Origin of the sequence: Thermosulfurimonas sp. (assembly GCF_015491435.1) — a bacterium.
Taxonomy (GTDB): Bacteria; Desulfobacterota; Thermodesulfobacteria; order Thermodesulfobacteriales; family Thermodesulfobacteriaceae; genus Thermosulfurimonas_A.
This window is the reverse complement of the sequence record NZ_WFVX01000041.1, coordinates 1-19058: the sequence shown is the minus strand read 5'-3', so window position 1 is coordinate 19058 and position 19058 is coordinate 1. Positions and strand designations below refer to the sequence as shown.

Below are 19058 nucleotides of genomic sequence, written 5' to 3'. Positions count from 1 at the left end.
GGGGCGGAGCGGAAGGAGGAGATCACCAGCGCAGGAGTACCGCAGCCCAGGTGAAGCCTCCCCCGAAGGAGACCATGAGCACCAGGTCCCCGGGGGAGAGTCGGCCCTCCTCCTGAGCCTCGTCCAGGGCGATGGGAATGCTCGCGGCGGAGGTGTTGCCGTAGCGATGGATGTTTACGAAGACCCTTTCCTCCGGGAGCCCCAGACGTTCCCGCAGATATTCGATGATCCGGATATTGGCCTGATGGGGGATGAGCAGAGAGATGTCCGAGGGGGAGATGCCGTTGGCCTCCAGCGCCTCCAGGGCCACGGCCTCCATGGCCCGCACGGCCTGCTTGAAGACCTCCCGACCCTGCATGCGGATGAAATAGTCTTCTCTGGGGATACGGGAATCACACGGAGGATAAAGGGACCCGCAGCCCTTAAGGGTCAGGAGGTGCCAGAGGGAACCGTCGGCGTGCAGGTGGGTGGAAAGGACTCCGCGCCGGCCGTCCGGAGACCCGGTGACCACCGCGGCCCCGGCCCCGTCGCCGAAAAGCACGCAGGTGGTGCGGTCTTCCCAGTTGGTCTTGTGGGAGAGGACCTCGCTTCCGATGACCAGGATCCTGCGCTCCGGTACCTCTCTTACAAACTTGTCGGCGATAGAAAGGGCGTAAAGAAAACCCGAACAGGTGGCCGAGAGGTCGAAGGCCCCGGCCTTCCAGGCTCCCAGGGCCTGCTGCACCAGGATGGCCACCGAAGGCATGAGATAATCCGGGGTAAGGGTGGCCACAATGATAAGGTCCAGCTCCTCCGGAGCCACCCCGGCCCTCTCCAGCGCCTTTCGGGCCGCGGCAATGGCCAGCTGGCTGTTACTCTCCCCCTCGGCCACCACCCGGCGCTCCTTGATCCCGGTGCGCTGAGTGATCCATTCATCCGAGGTGTCAACCATCTGTTCCAGGTCCCGGTTGGTGAGGACCCGGGAGGGAAGGGCACGACCGGTTCCCAGAATGAAGGCTCCCGCCTGCTTCATGAGATGGCCTGCAGATCGGGAAGGTGGTTTCTGGCCCCCAGGGCCTCGCTGAGCCTGCGAGCCAGATCTATCTCCACGAAACGCCGGGCCGTATGCAGGGCGTTGCGCACGGCCCGGGCATCCGATCGACCGTGACCGATGATGACCACGCCGTTTACCCCCAGGAGAGGAGCCCCTCCGTATTCACGCCAGTCCACCCGATGACGAAAGCGGGAAAGGGCCCGGCGAGCCAGAAGAAAACCCAGGATGGCCAGAGGATCGCGTCGAACCTCCCGTTTGAGCATTACCGTAAGGGCCTCGGCCACCCCTTCCGAGACCTTGAGGCAGATGTTCCCCACAAAGCCGTCGCAGACGATGACTTCGGCTTCCCCGGAATAGATATGTCGGCCCTCCACGTTGCCCACAAAATTGAGGGAACTTTCGGAGAGCAGGGCATGGGCCCTTTTGACCAGGAAGTTGCCCTTGCCTCCCTCCTCACCGATGGAAAGGAGCCCCACCCGGGGTTCTTTGATCCCCAGGATTTCCTGTGAAAAGAGGGCCCCCATAAGGGCAAACTGGAGCAAATGGCTGGGTTTGCAATCCACATTGGCCCCGGCGTCGATGAGCACCGCCGGGTTCTTCAGGGTGGGAAGCACCGTGGCAATGGCCGGACGTGAGACCCCGCGGATCCTTCCCAGGGCGAAAAGGGCACAGGCATAGGTTACCCCGGAATTTCCGGCACTTACCACCGCCTGGGCCTTCCCGGACCTGGCCAGTTCAAAGGCTACCCGGATGGAGGAACGGGGTTTTTTGCGCAGGGCTTCACTGGGGGCCTCGTCCATCTCCACCCATTCCGGGGCCGGGACCTTCTCCACCCGTTCGTGTTCCGGAAAATCCGCCAGGGCCTTTTCCGTGCCTACCAGATAGAGAAAGAGATCCGGAAGGGCCTTTAAGGCCTCCCGTGCCCCGGCTAGGATTTCCCGGGGGGCGTAATCGCCCCCCATGACATCCAGGGCTATGCGAATCACCGCTTAGACTTCCTCGGAGGGAAGGAACTCCTTGCCGCGATAGGTCCCGCAACTGGGACATACCCGGTGGGGTAACTTGGGGGCCTTACACCGGGGACATACCGACACACACGGGGCCGTAAGGTGTTTGTGCGCCCGTCGCATCCCCCGTCTGGAGCGAGAGGTCTTCCTCTTGGGTACAGCCATGACTCCCTCCTAACCACCTGATTTTTGTAACAAGGTCCTGAGAACCGCAAAAGGGGATTCCTTGCGGATCTCGCAGCCGCAGGGCCCCTGGTTTAGATTCTTCCCGCAACGGGGGCATAACCCCCGACACTCCTCCCGGCAGAGCTTCTTATAGGGAACCGCCAGGATAACCTGTTCCCGTACCAGCTCGTCCACCGGTATCGCTTCTCCGTCGTAGAAGATCACCTCCAGGTCTTCCCGACTGAGCTGGGTCTCCTCCCGCAGCGGGAGGCTCGCTAGCGGCCTGAATTCCACCTCAAATTCCTCGTCTATCTCCAGCTCGAACCGCTCCAGGCACCGATCGCAGGTGAGCTCCACCGTGGTCCTTACCCGTCCTTTGGCTTTAACATCAATTCCCTGTTTTTTCAAGAATACCCGGGCCACCAGAGCCCTTTTTAAAGGAAAACAATCGGCCAGAAGCTCCGGGCCTTCCTCGAATTCCAGTTTTAGGCCCTCCGGAGGGATATCCTCCAGAGGGATCCTGAGGGCCGGCTTATCCATTTTGAAAAGACCTCCCTGGGTTGCCCCTATAACTTACTCCTCTTCCGGGAGGGAGGAAAGAAGGGCCCGGAGTTCCGCATAGGAGGAAACGTGAAAGTCCGCCGGAAGTTGCGGATTGCGGTAGGCTACAAGCGGTACCCCCACCGCCCGGCAGAGCCGGAGATCCACCTCCGAGTCGCCTATATAGAGGGTCTCCCGGGGAGAGACACGGAAATGTTCCAGGATGACCGTGAGGGCCTGAGGATGGGGCTTGGGCCTGGGGCTCTTTAAGGCGGTCATCACCAGGTCGAAGTATTTCTCCAGCCCGTATATCTCCAGAAGCCTTCCCATGGTGGTGGTGCGATTGGTGGAGATGGCGAGAAGGAACCGCGGTCGGGCCCACTCGAGAAACTCCCTGAGTCCGGGTTCCATACGCATGTAGGGAAGGAATTTCTCGTAGGGGAGATTCTTTTGATAGGCGAGCGCAGCCTCCAGTTTTTCCGGAAACTCCCGGAAAAGATAGCGCACGGATTCCTCGGCGGTGTGCATGTGCACATAATGGAGTTCTTCCTCACGGAGGGGAGGCCTTCCCAGGGCGCGACAGATCTCCTCGTAATAGGCCCGGTTGGCCTCGCGGGAATCGAAAAGAACCCCGTCACAATCGAAGACCAGGAGGCGAGGGCTTTTCATTTCCGGCGCACCAGAAGATACCGGGTGAGATCCTCCAGCAGTTTGCGGGTGGAACTGGGGGGGAAGAGACTCAGGGCGGAAAGGGCCCCCTTTACTTCCTCCTCGGCTCGCTGTCGAGCCCGGGTAAAACCGCCCCAGCGTTCGATGATGCGGCAGGCCTCCCGGAAGGTCTCGGGAGAGGGTTCGAGATCCCGCAGGAGGGTGATCAGACGGAAACGATCCGGATCCTCGGCCGCATTAAGGGCGTAAAGCAGGGGCAGGGTGACCTTGCCCTCCCGGAAATCCGTGCCGATACCCTTGCCGGTTTCCTCCGCGGCCCCCAAATAATCCAGCAGATCATCGGTGATCTGGAAAGCCATACCCAGACGGCGCCCGAACTCATAGAGGGCCTTTCTTTCCTCGGGGGAAACCCCGGCCATGATCCCCCCGCACTCACAGGCCGCCGCCATGAGGGCTGCGGTCTTCCGGAAGATGACCTCTTCGTATTCCGCTTCGGTAAGCCCGGTATTATCTACATTGAGAAGCTGGAGGACCTCGCCTTCGCTCATGAGCACCGTGGTGGAGGTAACCACATCCAGCACCTCGAAATTGCCTTTTTCCACGGCGATGCGCAGGGCCCGGGCATAAAGGTAATCGCCCACCAGGATGGTGGCCTGGTTACCCCAGAGATTATGGGCCGCCCGACGTCCCCGTCTGAATTCCGCTCCGTCCACCACGTCGTCGTGCAGCAGGGTGGCGGCATGAAGATACTCAAAAAGGACCGCCAGATCGTAGATCTGGGGGTCCTCGTAACCGCAGAGTCGGGCACACAGTACGGTGAGGAGCGGCCGCAGGCGTTTGCCCCCGGCGAAGAGGATGTAATGACTCACCTCGTTGATAAAGGGGACCTGGGAGGCCTGTACCGCCGAAAGGGCCTCTTCTATACGCTTCAGGTCCGGGCTCAGGGCCGCGATCAGGCTTTCTTTATCCATAGTCAGCCTTTATAATGCTATAAAAAGTAAGAAAAGGGAAGGGAGCGAAAGGGCTGACCTTCCTCGGGACCAAAACAAGGAGGCCGTTGGATGCCCAGGAAGATTGTTCTCGCCTATTCCGGAGGGCTGGATACCTCGGTAATTCTTAAGTGGCTGATAGAAAAATATCGTTGTCCGGTGGTGGCCTTCTGTGCGGATGTGGGGCAGGAGGAGGATTGGGAGGAGGTACGCCGCCGGGCCCTCTCCCTGGGGGCCGAGGACATCGTCATTCGGGATCTTCGGGATGAATTCGTTTCCGAGTTCGTGTTCACCGCGCTTAAGGCCAATGCCGCCTACGAGGGCTGGTATCTCATGGGCACCTCCCTGGCCCGTCCCCTTATTGCCCGGGAACAGGTGCGGGTGGCCCGGGAGGTGGGGGCCGACGCCCTGGCCCACGGCGCCACCGGTAAGGGGAACGACCAGGTGCGTTTCGAACTCACCTACGCGGCGCTGGCCCCGGAGCTGGAGGTCATCGCTCCCTGGCGGGAGTGGGAATTCCAGGGCCGGGAGGATCTCCTCCGCTTTGCCGAAAAACACGGCATTCCGGTGCCGGTAACCCGGGAGAAACCCTATAGCATCGATGCCAATCTCTTTCATATAAGTTACGAGGGAGGTATCCTCGAGGACCCCTGGGTGGAGCCACCGGAGGACATGTTCCGGATGACCGTCTCCCCGGAGCGGGCCCCGGATGAGCCGGAGTATCTGGAGATCGACTTTGAGGCCGGGGTGCCGGTAGCAATAAACGGCAAACGGCTTCCCCCGGTGGAACTCCTTTCCACTCTTAACCGGATCGGGGGCCGTCACGGGGTGGGCCGGGTGGACATGGTGGAGAACCGGTTCGTGGGGCTCAAAAGCCGCGGGATCTACGAGACCCCCGGGGGGACTATCCTCCATGTAGCCCATCGGGCCCTGGAGCACCTCACCATGGATCGCGAGGTCATGCACCTTCGGGACGGTCTGGTTCCCAGGTTCTCCGAGCTTATCTATTATGGATTCTGGTTCTCGCCGGAGATGGAGGCCCTTCGGGCCTTCATCGAGGAGACCCAGAGGGGGGTCACCGGTACGGTGCGCCTCAAGCTTTACAAGGGGAATGTAATGGTGGTGGGGCGGAAGTCGCCGGTGAGTCTCTATCGGGAAGATCTTGCCAGTTTCGACCGGGCCGGAGGCTACGACCAGAAGGACGCTGCGGGGTTCATTCGTCTGCAGGCCTTAAGGCTCAAACTTTCTGCAGGATTCTGGCATGCCGGATAGATCGCGCGATTGGTTCCGTCAGGCCGAGAAGGAGAGAATGTAAAACAGGCCCGGGAGGCCGTGGTCTATGCCCGTAAGATCCTTGAGTTCGTCCGTGCTAAAATGGCCGAAACGGGAGGAGATTGAAAGCCCCCGGTTGCAACGCTTTCTTCAGGGGGTAATCTGGCTTTGGAAAAGGAGGTAGGGGATGAAGATCTTCATTGACACCGCAGACATAAACGAGATCCGGGAGGTGAAGGCCCTGGGAATCCTGGATGGAGTGACCACCAATCCCTCGCTGGTGAAAAAGACCGGGCGGCCCTGGAAGGAAGCGGTAAGCGAGATCCTGAGGGAATGTGCGGGGCTTCCGGTTTCCGTAGAAGTGGTGGCTACCGAGGCGCAGGGGATGATCCGCGAGGCCCGGGAGCTGGCCAAGCTGGGAGACAATGCGGTGATCAAGATCCCCTGCACCGAGGAAGGCATAAAGGCGGTAAGGGCCCTTTCGGCCGAGGGCATAAAGACCAATGTCACTCTGGTCTTCTCCCCCCTTCAGGCCCTGCTGGCCGCCAAGGTGGGGGCCACCTATGTCTCGCCCTTTATCGGGCGCATCGATGACATCGGTTACGATGGCCTTTCGGTGATAGAGGAGATAGTCCAGATCTACGAGGTCTATGGGGTGGAGACGGAGATCATTGCCGCCAGCATCCGCCACGTGGATCACGTGCGCCGCTGTGCGGAACTGGGGGTGGATATCGCCACCATTCCTTACCGGGTTATCAAGCAGATGTTCAGGCATCCCCTCACCGATACGGGGCTTAAGCGGTTCCTGCAGGACGCCCAGGAGGCGGGGATCGAGATTTGAGCCTTTTTACCCTTCTGAACACTCCCCGGGGGCCTCTCTGGGACCGGGTCATGGTTCTCTTGAGCCGGCCGGATCTTATTGTGGCCTTCTTTGTGTTTCTGGGGTTGGTCCTGGTGGTGCGTAAGGGGCGGGGGATGATCGGGGTCCCTCTGGTAGCCCTATTGATGGTGATCCTGGCCGATGCCCTGTGTGCCCGGGTGCTCAAACCCTATTTCGCCCGTCCCAGACCCTATGCCCTGCTCTCAGGGGTTCGGGTCTATAAGGGGGGCAGATTCCGGAAGATAGAACATCCCCTCCGGGCCAGGCACTACGGTTTTCCCTCCTGTCATGCCACCAACACCGCCGCGGCCACGGGAGTCTTCTGGATGGCGGATCCGATTCTGGGGATAATAGCCGCGGGATTTTCCTTTATGGTGGGTCTTTCCCGGGTGTATCTGGGGCATCATTTTCCCGAAGACGTGCTCTTCGGCTGGATCATAGGGGCAGGGATAGGGCTTACAGGAGGACTTCTCTGGCGGAAATGGAAAAAGACAAGGGAGCCCTAGAACTTCTCTTTTCCATGGAAGGGATTTTTCTTCTGGCCATTCTGGCCTTCCGGCTGGGTTTCATTCGGGAGTTACATCTACAGCTTTCCCCGGACGAGGCCTATTACTGGGACTGGTCCAGGCATCTGGCCTGGGGGTATTACAGCAAGCCTCCCATGGTGGCCTGGCTTATTGCTCTTTCCACCCGATTTCTGGGTATTTCGGAATATGCGGTGCGGGTGCCTGCGGTCTTATGCGGTCTGGCCTTTCTGGTTCTCTTTTATCTTTTTGTGTATCGACTTTTCGGAAAACTTCCGGCGCGCTGGGCCCTGTTTGCCGCGGCCCTGATCCCCATCTTTACGGTCTTCGGATTGCTCATGACCATCGATCCCCCGCTGCTGCTTTTCTGGGCCGGAGCCCTTTATGCGGGATGGAAAGCCGCCGAGGAAAATCGATGGTTTTACTGGGTCCTTTTGGGGTTTTTTTGCGGTCTGGGATTGCTTACCAAGCAGACCATGCTGGCTTTCGGCTTCTTTTACGGATTGTGGCTTCTCGGTTTTCGGAAAGAATTGCTTCGAGGCTTCGGGCCCTGGCTGGCCCTGGGGCTGGCCTTTCTTATCTGGGCCCCCAACCTATACTGGATCGCCACCCATCACTGGGTGACCCTGCACCATACCGAACATCACTTTAAGGAGGAAGGGCTCTCTCTTTTCGGTCCTGTGCGCTTTCTGGGGGAACAGGCCGGGGTGCTCTCTCCCCTGCTCCTGATTCTGTTCATCTGGGTCTCCTGGCAGATCCTCCGGCGGAAAGACTGGCGCTCCGAGCCCCGGCTCACCTATCTCTGGGTCCTTTCGGCCTGGCCTTATCTGGCGGTTCTTCCCCTTTCCCTCTTCCGTAAGGTGAACGCCAACTGGCCCATGCCCTTTTTTGTGGCCGGACTGGCCCTTACCGCCGGGGTGATCTTTTCCCTGCGCGGGAGGGGGGCCAAATGGCTGCGCCTCCTTTATGTGGTCGGGGTGGGGATGGCCCTGGTGGGAACCGCTCTTCTCTATCAATTGCCGCGTTTTCCCCAGAAGTTTCCTCCCTCTCTGGCCGGTCTTCTGTTCCGTTTTTACGGGTGGAAGGAACTGGCCCGGGTGGTTGATTCGCACCGCCGTCCCGGAGAGGCTCTGGTTACGGATCATCGTTATCTGGCCTCGGAACTGGCCTTCTATCTTCCGGATCACCCGCAGGTCTATCAGATTCCGGTCTCTCCCCCCCGCACCCAGTATCATCTGTGGGGAATACCGCGGAATCTATGCGGAAAACCGGTCCTGTGGGTGATGAAGGATACCCATCACCCGCCGGATCCCCGGGCCGTACCGGTACTTAAGGAAAGTATTCCCCTTCCCGGAAAAAGGAAGCGAGACTTTTCCCTGTGGCGGGGATTTTTTATAATGAAGTTGTGTTCTTTATCGGGTTAACGGTTTTTGTTATCCTGTGGCTGTTTCCCCCGCCGGCCTGGGCCACCCAGCCTCATATATGTCCGGAGGGGTTGTACGCTCATCTCTTGGCCCATATAGCCTTCGGAGCGGCCCTCCTTTACATGCTTTACCGTTCCCGCGGTCTTCCTGGCGGGGGAGATCGGGCCTGGCTTTATCTCCGGCTGTCCCTTGTCTTTTTTCTCCTCTGGAACTTTGATGCCTTTACCGTGCACCTTTTGGAAAGACACCTTTCCCTGAACACCTACTACTATTCTTCCGCCCTGGAGGCCGAGATCCCCGGTCCGGTGAACTGGAAGCACCTGCTTTACTACATAACCCGTTTCGATCATCTCTTCTGTGTCCCGGCCATGTATTTTCTCTGGCAATCCCTGCGGGAATTTACCCGGGGGAAACATGTTTTCGGTTAGCTTGCCCCTTTATCCCCTTTATGCGGTGGATCTGGTGGGAGCGATACTCATGATCCTCATCTCCTTTGCCTGTCTGGAAAAGGCCTTCTATCTCCTCCGGCATCATCCCGATCACCTGCTCTTCGTCTATCTTTTCGGGCTTTCCCTTTCCTTCACCGCCTTCGCCCTCTCCCGGAGTATGGGACACGTGGTGCGATTCATTCTGGGCTGGTCCGGGCATCCTCATCTGTGGTTCGTTCTGGCCCCCTTTTCCGGGGCGCTGAACACGGTATTCATCCTCCTGGCAGCCTTCCTTACCTTTGTTTTCCCCCGGGCCCACCAGACCTTTCGGCTGCTGGAAGAGGAGACCCAGCAACTCAAGGAAACCAAGGAGGCCCTGGAGAAGGCCCATGAGCATCTCCAGCAACTCTACCGCACACTGGAAGAGAAAGTGGAGGAGCGCACCCGCGAACTGGCCCTTTCGGAACAAAAATTTCGCCGCCTGTTCGAGGCCGCCGGGGATGCCATATTCTTCTGCGATCAGGAGGGCCGTCTGCTGGATATCAATCCAGCCGGGGTGCAACTTCTGGGTTTCACCCGCAAGGAAGAATTACTGGGGAGATCCCTGGGGGAATTTTTTGCCTGCCGGGGAGAATGGAACCGCTACCGCGAATTCCTCTGCGCCGAGGGGCAGGTAACCAATTTTGAAACACTTCTTCTCACCTCCCACGGAGAGGAACGCTATGTGGTAATCACCGCTAATGCCATTGAATACCTGCAGGGATGTCATCTGGGGTGGCAGGGAATAATGAAGGATCTCACCCGTTTTCGGGAGATGACCGAGCGAATGATCTATTCCGAGAAGATGGCGGCGCTGGGGCAACTGGCCGCCGGGGTGGCGCATGAGATAAACACTCCGCTGGGAATCATCCTCGGTTATACCCAGCTTTTGAAGGAGAATCAGGAGGAACGGGAGGAACTTCAGCTCATCGAGGATCAGGTGCGCGTATGTCAGCGGCTCATCTCCGATCTCCTGATCTTTTCCCGTCCCTCGCCCCAGGCCGAACAACCCGTGGACCTGAAAGAGATCGTGCGCCAGGTGCTGGAGATGGTTCAGCCCACCTACCGAAAGGAAGGGATAGAGATAAATCTGCATGTCTCGGACTCTCCGGTAATCCGGGGAGACCCGGACCGCCTGCGTCAGGTGGTGTTGAATCTTCTCAGCAACGCCCGGGATGCTTTACAGGGAGGAGGAGCCATTCACATCTGGATTTACCGTCTTCGGCGGGGTGGGGCGGTGCTGGAGGTGGGAGATACCGGGCCGGGTATCCCGGAGGAGATCCGGGAAAAGATCTTCGAGCCCTTTTTCACCACCAAACCCCCGGGGCAGGGAACCGGTCTGGGTCTCTTCGTGACCTTCGGGCTGGTAAAGGAGCACGGAGGAGAGATAGAGGTCTTTTCACCCCCTGCCGAGGAACGCTATCTCCGTCTGGGGATCCGGACCCTTTTCAGAATCATCTTTCCGGAGGGAAATCATGTCTCTGGCTAGGATTCTTCTGGTGGATGACGAACCCCAGATGGTCCGTCTTCTGGAGAGACTCCTGGGACATCTGGAGGGGGTGCGTTTCGAGAAGGCCTATAGCGGAGAGGAGGCGCTGGAGAAGGTTTATCGACTTCTTCCGGAGGTAGTGGTGGCGGACATAAAGATGCCGGGTATGGACGGCCTGGAATTGCTCGAACGTATCCGGGAACGCGACAACACCATTTCGGTCATTCTCATCACCGGCTACGGCACCATCGAGATGGCGGTGGAGGCCATCAAGAAGGGGGCCTACGATTTTCTCCCCAAACCCTTTGAGGCCAATCATCTTCGGCGTCTGGTACAGAGGGCTCTGGAACGGAGCCTCCTTCTTCGGGAGAACCTCCGTCTTAAGACCCAGCGGGAAAAGTGGTGGGAGTCCCTGGGAATGGTGGGGGATTCTCCCATCTTTCGGGAGCTCATGGGGCTGGTGGAAAGGGTGGCCCGGAGCGACGCCACGGTGCTCATCCGGGGCGAATCCGGGACCGGCAAGGAGCTCATTGCCCGGGCCATCCATCATCTCAGCGAACGATCCTCGCGGGAGATGGTTACGGTGAACTGTGCCGCCCTTCCGGAATCCATTCTGGAGAGCGAACTTTTCGGTTACGTGAAGGGAGCCTTTACCGGGGCGGAAACGGCCAAAGAAGGGCTTTTCGTGAAGGCCGATGGTTCGACCATCTTTCTGGACGAGATCGGGGACATGTCGCCGCCCCTCCAGGTGAAGATCCTCCGGGTGCTCCAGGAAAGGGAGGTGCGTCCTCTGGGAAGTACCCGGGTCTTAAAGGTGGATGTACGGGTTATTGCCTCCACCAACCAGGACCTGGAAAGCAAAATGGCCAGCGGCAAGTTCAGGGAGGATCTCTATTATCGCCTGAATGAGGTCACCCTCTGGGTACCGCCTCTCAGGGAAAGAGGCGAGGATATTTTGCTTCTGGCCCAGCACTTTTTGCAGGAATACGCCCAGAAATACGGTCGTCAGGGGCTGACCTTTTCCCCGGAGGCCCTGGAGTTCATGTTGCAGCAACCCTGGCGAGGAAATGTGCGCGAACTCAAAAATACCATCAAACGAGCCGTGCTCCTGGCCCCGGAAAACGAAATCCGTCCCGAAGATCTGCGCCTCTTAAGTGCGCAGAGCCGCAATCTTCGAGATCGTCCCTGGAAGGCCAAACCCTATCACCAGGCCAAAAGGGAGGTGCTGGATCGTTTCGCCCGTGAGTACCTGGAGAACCTCCTTCGTAGCACCGGAGGCAATATCTCCCGGGCTGCCCGCCTGGCCGGCCTGAAAAGACAGAGCCTCCAACGCATGCTCCGGCATTACGGCCTCAGGGTCCCCCTGAGCCCGGATTCCGAGGATCTGTCCTCCTGAGGTTGCACCCGCCACCTTAAAGCTGCATACTGGACTACTTTTTTTATTTTTTAAATCTCGCAATTACGGCTTAATATATAGTTTATTGCAATTTTTTTACCCCTCTTCCAATATGGTATTCGATTTGCTAATATTGATCTCCGGAGAGTTCCTCATAAGGAGGAAGCCATGGAAACAAAGCTTTCGAGGCGTAAATTCCTGAAATTGAGCGGTATAGCGGCTTTTTCTCCCTTTGTACGCCTCGGGGATAGTGTGCGCCTTTCGGAGAAGGCCCCGGAGCCGGTGGATTACGGGGTGGAGCGGCGGGTTCCGCTCCGGTGTCGCATGTGTGCTCAGCAATGTCCGGCTATCGGGGTGGTGAAGGGAGGAAGGCTTATCAAGATGGAGGCCAATCCCCATCTCCCCTATGCGGGGATTTGCGGACGCAGCCGTTCGGCTCCGGCAGCGGTTTATAATCCGGATCGGCTCAAGTATCCCCTCCTTCGGGTGGGAAAGCGCGGGGAAGGCAAATTCAAACGTATAAGCTGGGAGGAGGCGCTGGATCGTATAGCCGCGGTCCTGAAAAAATATCGCGAGAAAGGGGAACCGGAGCGGGTGGTATATCTTCCCCGCTTCACCTCCGCGGCGGGGCTCGACAAACCCTTCTGGCATCTCTACGGCACCCCCAATGTTCTGAGTTATGCTGATACCTGTCATTCCGCCGGCCATGACTGGGGGCTGGGGGTCTATTTCGGGCATCCTACCACCCCCGGGGCTTTCTGGATGGATTATCCCCATGCCCGTTTCGGGGTCATAGCCATGCGCAATCCCGGGGGAGGGCTTTGTGTCTATCAATTCGGGACCCTCTTTGCCGAGGGCCGTCGGAACGGGGTGCGCCTGGTGGCTGTGGATGTGCGTTTCCCCAACGAGGCCGTAGAGGGGGCCGGACGTAAATGGCTTCCCATAAGGCCCGGAACCGACGCGGCCTTTCATCTGGCCCTGGCCCACGAGATCGTAAAGAAAAAGGGCTACGATGAGGAATTCCTCCGCCGGCAGACCAATGCCTGTATGCTCATCGATCCCGAAACGCTGGAACCCTACCAGCCGGAGATCACCGAGAAGGTAGATCCCAAGACCAAGAAGAAAAAGAAACATGTGCGTTATAGGGTGTGGGATGAGGCCCAGAAAAGGGCCGTTTTTAAGGATGCAGCCCAAAGACCGGCTCTGAGGGGGGAATTTCGTCTGGGAGGGCGTCGTCTTATTACCGCCTTTGAGGCCATCTGTCGGGCCCTGGAGGAGTACACCCCGGAGTGGGCGGAAAAGATAACCACTATTCCGGCCGAAGAGATTCGCCGGGTGGCGGAGGAACTCATCCGCCATAAACCCCGGACCTTTGTGGATACGGGATGGTATTCCGAACGCTACGCCAATGTCCTCCGGCAATTCCATGCCCTGGGACTGGTGAATACCCTGCTCGGGGTATGGGAGAAGAAGGGTGGAATAGGGGGAATTCCCAAGGTCAAGCTTCACGGTCCGCTCCCCAAGGTACCCAAACCCAAAGCGCTTCAGATCACCAAATACTATCAGCAGAAGTTTTATCCTTTTCTGGTGCCCAAGGCCGGACGCCGTTTTGTCTTTGAGGCCCTGCGCACCGGGAAGCCCTATGAACCCAGGGTCCTTTTTGCCATGGGGCAGAACTTCATCGGGGGTTCCGCCGGATCTCCGGAGATCATCAAGCTCCTGGATAAGGTGGAGCTCATCGTTTGTATGACCCCCTTTATGGATGAGAGTTGTCTCTATGCGGATATCATCCTTCCGGACACCCTCTTCCCCGAGCGGGATGAGGTCCTGCATTTCAAGTTCAAACAGTCCATGCCCACCGTGGCCATGCACATGAAGGCTGTGGAACCCCCGTTTGAGGCCCGGCCCGGCTCCTGGGTCATCCTGGAGCTGGCCAGGAGGGTGCTTAAACCCGAGGAGTTTGATAAGTACTTCGGGGATTTCGCCCGAGGGGGGTGGGAGTTGGCCTGGCGCAGGCAGCTTCAGGGCCTGGCAGAGAAACATCCCGGTCTCAGTCTGGAGCGGCTCAAGAAAGAGGGCGTATGGTACGGTCGCCAGAGCTACAGGATAAAGAGGAAGACCTGGACCGGGGAGATCGAGATCTTCAGCCTTATCCTGCTGGAGAAGTGGAAGAAACTCAAGGCTCAGGGTCATCCTCATGCTGATCATGCCCATCCCCTACCCCTGTGGATGCCGCCTTTCTGGTGGCAGGAGGCCAAGGGGCGTCTGCGGGAGGACGAATTTATCCTCTGTACCGGCTTCTCGCCCCTCAACTCCTTTACCGGGGGTCAGACCCGGGACAATCCCCTTCTTCTGGAAATCTGGAACCAGATCGGGGTGGATCGGGTGTGGATCCATCCGGAAAAGGCCCGGCGACTGGGTATTTCGGATGGGGATCTGGTGGAAGTCTTTCCGGCCCATAATCCCGGACTCAAGGCCAGGGCCCGGGTATGGGTCACTCCTCTGGTCCATCCCGAGGTCCTCTTTACTTACTATGGAGTGGCTCCGGGTATCTTTCCGCAGCTCAAGCGATATCTGGCCTTCCTTCCGGAACACGGGGTGAATATCAACCATTTCTCCAAGTTTCACTTTGCTCCGCTTGAAGGGGGGCATGCCACTCAGGATGTCATCATCAAGGTAAGGAGGGCTTAGCCATGAAGGTAAGCATGCTTTACGATATGCAGGCCTGCATCCGGTGTTACGCCTGTTCGGTGCAGTGTGGCATAGAGAACCGGGCTCGTTTAAGCCGGGACGGTCGGGGCACCCCGGAAAGGGTTCTGGAAAACCAGCGTCCGGAGTTGCGGTTCATCTTCCCGGTTTTTCACTATCTCGGAAATTATCCCGGGCGGGCCGTATCCTATGTACACCATTGTATGCACTGCGAAAACGCTCCCTGTGCCCGCAGGTGTCCGGCGGCAGCCATTGAGGTCAAACCGTACGGACCGGTGGTTATCCATGAGGAGCGCTGCATCGGCTGTCGGGCCTGCGTGGAGGCCTGTCCCTTCAATGTTCCCCGTTTCGCTCCCCGGATGGGTAAGACTTATAAATGTTTCATGTGTTACGACCGCCTGGAGGCCGGTCTGCCTCCGGCCTGTGTAGAGGCCTGTCCGGCCAGGGCTCTTTACTTCGGAACCCGGGAGGAGGTTCTTGAGGAGGGACGACGCCGGGTCTCCCGTTACGAGAAACGTCTCGGAGAGACCTTTACCCTGTACGGGGCCGAGAGGGTGAGCGAGGCCACGGGTTATCTTCACTGGGTCACCGTGGGCCCTGCGGCGATACTTGAGGATTATACCCTGCGTCCCGATGCGGCTCAGAAACCCATCGAGGCCCTGGATGCGGTCCGAACCATCGGATGGGTCCTTTTTGGAGCCAGTGCCGCCGGGGTTATCGGGCACTTTTTCTATAGTCTGGGCAAAAGAGTAGAAGAATAACCCAAGGAGGTTAAGGGATGAGAGAGATCCAGGCCTTTAACCGGTTTCAAAGGAGTATGCACCTTCACTATATCCATTTTATGGTGATCTTCTTCCTGACCGGCCTTCCGCAGGTGGCTCCCCATCATTTCCGCTGGTTGCTCTATTTCTTCTGGGTCCCCTTTGCCTGGTTTTCCCCTCAGACCACCTATCTTTCCGGAGGCATGAAGGTGGCCATGGTGCTCCATCGTCTGGCAGCGGTGGGATTGCTCATTTATGCCCCGCTTTTTGCCCTAAGGGAACTGAAAAACATGGGCCGATGGCAGATCTGGCCCGAGGGAGGCCCCGGGGCCGGGATCGCGGAACTGATCAAACATTATCTTTCCTTTCAGCCCGGGCGCTTCGGAAAATACAACTTCGGACAGAAGTGTCTGGCCTGGCTCACCATTGTGGCCACCGGAATCATGATCGTTTCCGGCTGCATCCTCATGTTCAAGGACGCCTTTAGCCCTTCCGCCTGGCGCTGGGCCCGCTTCTTCCACGATGTGGGGTTCTTCATCTTTCTGGTGATCCTTCCCATCCACATCTATATGGCCCTTCATCCGCTAAATCGAAAAGGATTTCGGGCCATGTTCGAGACCGGGACTCTTCCCGAGGACTATGTAAAGACCCACCACCCGCTGTGGTGGGAGAAAATAAAATCCCGGGGAGGTGGGAGTATGAGCTGAGAATTCCTAGAAGGGTTGAATCCTGAGCTACCCTCAAAAAAAGACCAGGAGGTGAGAAAATGGTCGATCCCATTGGAAAATGGATAGCTCCTATAATTTACCTGGGTGCGGCGGTCCTCCTGGCCAATGGTCTTCTCCATCTGGATCCGGAGCGTAAGAAGTCCAGCGAGAAGGTGGTGGGGGTTATCACCTTTACCGTGGGGGTGATGTGGTGGCCCTTTCTCATCGCCATGATGATGAAACAGGGCCTGGGGGCTTTGACCAATTTCGTGACCGGGCTTGCCGGGATGTATGCCTTTGCCTTCACCGCTCTGGGGGCCTGTGAGATCTGGGACCTGAGGCCTCGCCGGCAGTTGGGAGCGGTTTTTATCCTCATCGGCTGGCTCACCCTGGCCTACGGAGTCTATTGGCTCGTTTACCCCAGCCCGCGATGGATTTACCATTTCTCCATTGCTTTCGTGTGGTTTGTGGCCATGAATATGGCGGGTTTTTTCATGAACGGAAAACTCAGCGAAAAATTGCTGGGTTATGTGGTGACTTTTGCGGCCCTTTATACCTTTGCTATCCCGGCCATCCTGTGGTCCATGCCCCCCGGACATCAGGGACCTTTTTAATTTATAAAAGGAGGTGAGGGGATGATTCCGTGGGGTTTGGTAATTTTGGTCATTATCGGCTGGGTGATAGCCCTTATGGCCTGGTCCGGAGAATAACCCGAGACGGGGGAGACCGCTTCGGTCTCCCCCAAAACAATTTTCGGGAGGAGGTGAGCAGGGATGAAAGAAATTAAGGCTTGGGTAAGGGAATTGGGGTTGGCAGTGATAATGGTCTGGGTTCTGGTTCTTCTGGGGGCAGGCTCAGCCCGGGCGCTTACGCAGGAGGAGGAGATTCGCCAGCTCAAGGCCCAGGTGCAGATGCTCCTTAAGCGGATCGAGGAGCTGGAAAAACGCCAGGCTCAGACGGAGAAGGCGGTGGAGAAAAAAGCTCCGGTGAACTGGCGGGCCTACTGGAAGAACGGATTCCGCATCGAGTACAAGAATCCGGAGAAGAACCGGGAATATCGTTTCCGCTTTCGGACCGGGATCCAGCTCCGTTACACCTATATGAGCCGCGACGAGGATTTTTCCGGGGGAAACGAGAACTATAGCTCCTTTACCATGCGGCGCTTGAGGTTTTTCGTGGACGGCACGGCGCCCAACCGCGACTGGAAGTATTATGTCCATGTCCAGCTTGAGCCCAAGAGCAAGGTCAATGTGCACGATGCCTTCGTGATCTGGCAGAAGTACGCTCCCTTCGTGAAGATCCAGTTCGGGCGGATGAAGATCCCGGCCATGAGCGTGGAGTACTGGCAGAGCGGCTTCAAACAGAACGGAACCGACCGCACCATCTTTACCGACGACTCGGAGAATTACTGGCCCTATTCGGCCCTTAAGACCCACACCGATATAGATTCCACCTCTAAGACCGGGAAGCCCTATCTCCGGGTAGGAGGGCACCTTCTGGCCAACGGATTTCCGCGCGGAGGTATGCTCCTTTACCGCTCCCAGGGGGTGGATCTGAACGGGGCTCTGGACCTTTTCGGAAGAAAGCAGTTTCTGGCTTACTGGCTGGGGGTCTATAACGGGCGTGATACCCAGGGCAACCGGAATACCCGGAGCGACGATCATCTTTATGCCTTTCGGCTGGCCTTCAACCTTCTTCCCGGTTCCGATCCGCGCGGGCCGCTCGGTCCCGGCACCTTCAACAACTACTTTATGCAGGGCGACTACGGCTATAACACCACTCCGGCCCTGGCCCTTCTCCTTTCCGGATTCTGGACCAAGGATCGTCCCAAGACCTATCTCTACTGGGACGGCAGCGGATCCTATAAGACCGCAGGAAGCAATCACGATATAGAAAATTACGGGTTCGACCTGGCGCTTCTTTTCCGTTACAAGGGATTCTCGGCGGATGTGGAAGGGGCCTGGGAGGAATTCATCCAGGATCCGGACAAAGGGAACAAGTACACTCCGGGGAACTATGCCTCCACCCTGCGGGCCGACGAGGAGACCTGGGATCGTCTGGGGTTTCGGGTGAATCTGGGATATTTCCTGGTGCCGCGCAAGTGGGAGGTGACCTTCAAGTACGCCTATCTGGATCGCTTCACCGATGACAAACTGGAGGATGCCGTGAAGTGCGGTCTCGGGATCCTTGAGACCGATGACGGAAAATACGCCCTGGAGGACTATATGCAGCAGTTCGTCCTCGGGGTGAACTACTACTTTCATGGCTTCAACCAGTACATAACCGCCGACGTTTCCTATCTCCGTATAGATACGGCCAAACCCAGCCTGGGAGAGATAAATAAGGTCAATCGTGAGTTAGGGGTCTCCATTCCCACCGATCAGTGGTCGGATCAGACCCAGGAGGACTGGCGTTTCCGGGTGATGTATCAGTACTGGTTCTGATGGGCCGGGGGTAAAGGCTTCCTTCTCCCCTCCCCGAGTCGGGCGTCGGGCCTTCGGCCCGGCGCCCTATCTTCCTCTCTTCTAACCCGAAAGGGTACTTAAAGGTTGCGCTTCCGCAACCTTCAGGTTGCACAAAAATCCTCGGGAGTTGAGGGAATTCTCCGCTTCGATCCCCTTCCAGGAGTCTGAGAGGCTCAGAAAGCCTCCCTTCGGAACCTGGTCCTGTTTTTGCTTCTCCGTATCCGAAAGACCAAAGGAGGGAGAAATGAAGGTAGGGAGGCATCTTTTCATGTTTCTTTTGCTGGTGGCTTTTTCGGTCTGGGTAATGGGTCTGCAAAGCGGGGTGGTGGCTTCCGGGAAGGGGGCCTCCGGCCCGTCTTCTCCGGTGGCTGCCTGTAAGGTGCCGGTTAAGAGTTCCCTGGGGCTCTCCGGCAAGCTGGGGCGGATCATTGCCCAAACCCCTATTTGCGGCCCGGGGTGCACCCGGGGATGCATCGATCCCTCGGCTCCGCGGGGATATCTGGGCCTCCCCGGAGGCCCCAGGCCTCACCTCCTGATTGGACTCCTCTGGGCCCTCTGGGT

Annotated in this window: 18 protein-coding genes and 1 pseudogene; 13 read left to right on the top strand and 6 right to left on the bottom strand. The window is 58.1% G+C overall.

Going from position 1 to position 19058, the window contains the following annotated elements; translation table 11 throughout:
• Positions 1-22 precede the first annotated feature (22 nt).
• Genes F8J34_RS01820 through F8J34_RS01795 form a run of 6 tightly spaced genes read right to left on the bottom strand, consistent with a single transcriptional unit; the run spans position 23 to position 4385 of the window.
• Positions 23-1012 carry a beta-ketoacyl-ACP synthase III gene (locus F8J34_RS01820; protein WP_297055944.1) on the bottom strand — a complete coding sequence of 330 codons (990 nt, stop codon included), beginning with the start codon at positions 1010-1012 and terminating at the stop codon, positions 23-25.
• Positions 1009-2019 (bottom strand): phosphate acyltransferase PlsX, encoded by a 1011-nt coding sequence (gene plsX, locus F8J34_RS01815; protein ID WP_297055942.1) that lies wholly within the window; start codon positions 2017-2019, stop codon positions 1009-1011. The genes F8J34_RS01820 and plsX overlap by 4 nt, the downstream gene beginning before the upstream one ends.
• Before the next feature lie 3 nt (positions 2020-2022).
• Positions 2023-2205: a 50S ribosomal protein L32 gene (gene rpmF, locus F8J34_RS01810; RefSeq protein ID WP_297055937.1), complete on the bottom strand. Its 183-nt coding sequence runs from the start codon at positions 2203-2205 to the stop codon at positions 2023-2025.
• Positions 2206-2214: 9 nt separating this feature from the next.
• Positions 2215-2745: a DUF177 domain-containing protein gene (locus F8J34_RS01805; protein ID WP_297055933.1), complete on the bottom strand. Its 531-nt coding sequence runs from the start codon at positions 2743-2745 to the stop codon at positions 2215-2217.
• Between the two features lie 33 nt (positions 2746-2778).
• Positions 2779-3414 (bottom strand): HAD family hydrolase, encoded by a 636-nt coding sequence (locus F8J34_RS01800; RefSeq protein WP_297055930.1) that lies wholly within the window; start codon positions 3412-3414, stop codon positions 2779-2781.
• Positions 3411-4385 (bottom strand): polyprenyl synthetase family protein, encoded by a 975-nt coding sequence (locus F8J34_RS01795; protein ID WP_297055927.1) that lies wholly within the window; start codon positions 4383-4385, stop codon positions 3411-3413. Before F8J34_RS01795 ends, F8J34_RS01800 begins: the two co-directional genes overlap by 4 nt.
• A 90-nt stretch (positions 4386-4475) precedes the next feature.
• Between F8J34_RS01795 and F8J34_RS01790 the strand changes: the two genes are divergently transcribed.
• From F8J34_RS01790 to F8J34_RS01730, 13 genes and pseudogenes are all read left to right on the top strand, one after another.
• Entirely contained in the window at positions 4476-5675 is a 1200-nt protein-coding gene (locus F8J34_RS01790; protein ID WP_297055924.1) for an argininosuccinate synthase, read from the top strand.
• Positions 5676-5862: 187 nt separating this feature from the next.
• Entirely contained in the window at positions 5863-6516 is a 654-nt protein-coding gene (gene fsa, locus F8J34_RS01785; RefSeq protein ID WP_297055922.1) for a fructose-6-phosphate aldolase, read from the top strand.
• The gene (locus F8J34_RS01780; protein WP_297055921.1) at positions 6513-7061 is read left to right on the top strand and encodes a phosphatase PAP2 family protein; all 549 of its coding nucleotides are present in this window, start codon (positions 6513-6515) and stop codon (positions 7059-7061) included. Before fsa ends, F8J34_RS01780 begins: the two co-directional genes overlap by 4 nt.
• Entirely contained in the window at positions 7037-8503 is a 1467-nt protein-coding gene (locus tag F8J34_RS01775) for a glycosyltransferase family 39 protein (RefSeq protein WP_297055919.1), read from the top strand. Before F8J34_RS01780 ends, F8J34_RS01775 begins: the two co-directional genes overlap by 25 nt.
• 71 nt (positions 8504-8574) lie before the next feature.
• Positions 8575-8931: a hypothetical protein gene (locus F8J34_RS01770; RefSeq protein ID WP_297055917.1), complete on the top strand. Its 357-nt coding sequence runs from the start codon at positions 8575-8577 to the stop codon at positions 8929-8931.
• The gene (locus tag F8J34_RS01765) at positions 8918-10459 is read left to right on the top strand and encodes an ATP-binding protein (RefSeq protein WP_297055914.1); all 1542 of its coding nucleotides are present in this window, start codon (positions 8918-8920) and stop codon (positions 10457-10459) included. Before F8J34_RS01770 ends, F8J34_RS01765 begins: the two co-directional genes overlap by 14 nt.
• Entirely contained in the window at positions 10446-11855 is a 1410-nt protein-coding gene (locus F8J34_RS01760; RefSeq protein ID WP_297055911.1) for a sigma-54 dependent transcriptional regulator, read from the top strand. The genes F8J34_RS01765 and F8J34_RS01760 overlap by 14 nt, the downstream gene beginning before the upstream one ends.
• A 168-nt stretch (positions 11856-12023) precedes the next feature.
• Entirely contained in the window at positions 12024-14546 is a 2523-nt protein-coding gene (locus F8J34_RS01755) for a molybdopterin-dependent oxidoreductase (protein ID WP_297055908.1), read from the top strand.
• Between the two features lie 2 nt (positions 14547-14548).
• Entirely contained in the window at positions 14549-15325 is a 777-nt protein-coding gene (locus F8J34_RS01750) for a 4Fe-4S dicluster domain-containing protein (protein ID WP_297055905.1), read from the top strand.
• Between the two features lie 17 nt (positions 15326-15342).
• Positions 15343-16032: a cytochrome b/b6 domain-containing protein gene (locus F8J34_RS01745; protein WP_297055902.1), complete on the top strand. Its 690-nt coding sequence runs from the start codon at positions 15343-15345 to the stop codon at positions 16030-16032.
• A gap of 59 nt (positions 16033-16091) precedes the next feature.
• Entirely contained in the window at positions 16092-16646 is a 555-nt protein-coding gene (locus F8J34_RS01740) for a hypothetical protein (RefSeq protein ID WP_297055901.1), read from the top strand.
• Positions 16647-16805: 159 nt separating this feature from the next.
• Positions 16806-18476 carry a hypothetical protein gene (locus tag F8J34_RS01735; protein WP_297055898.1) on the top strand — a complete coding sequence of 557 codons (1671 nt, stop codon included), beginning with the start codon at positions 16806-16808 and terminating at the stop codon, positions 18474-18476.
• A gap of 265 nt (positions 18477-18741) precedes the next feature.
• Positions 18742-19058: pseudogene (locus F8J34_RS01730) on the top strand (sulfite exporter TauE/SafE family protein); the annotation flags it as partial.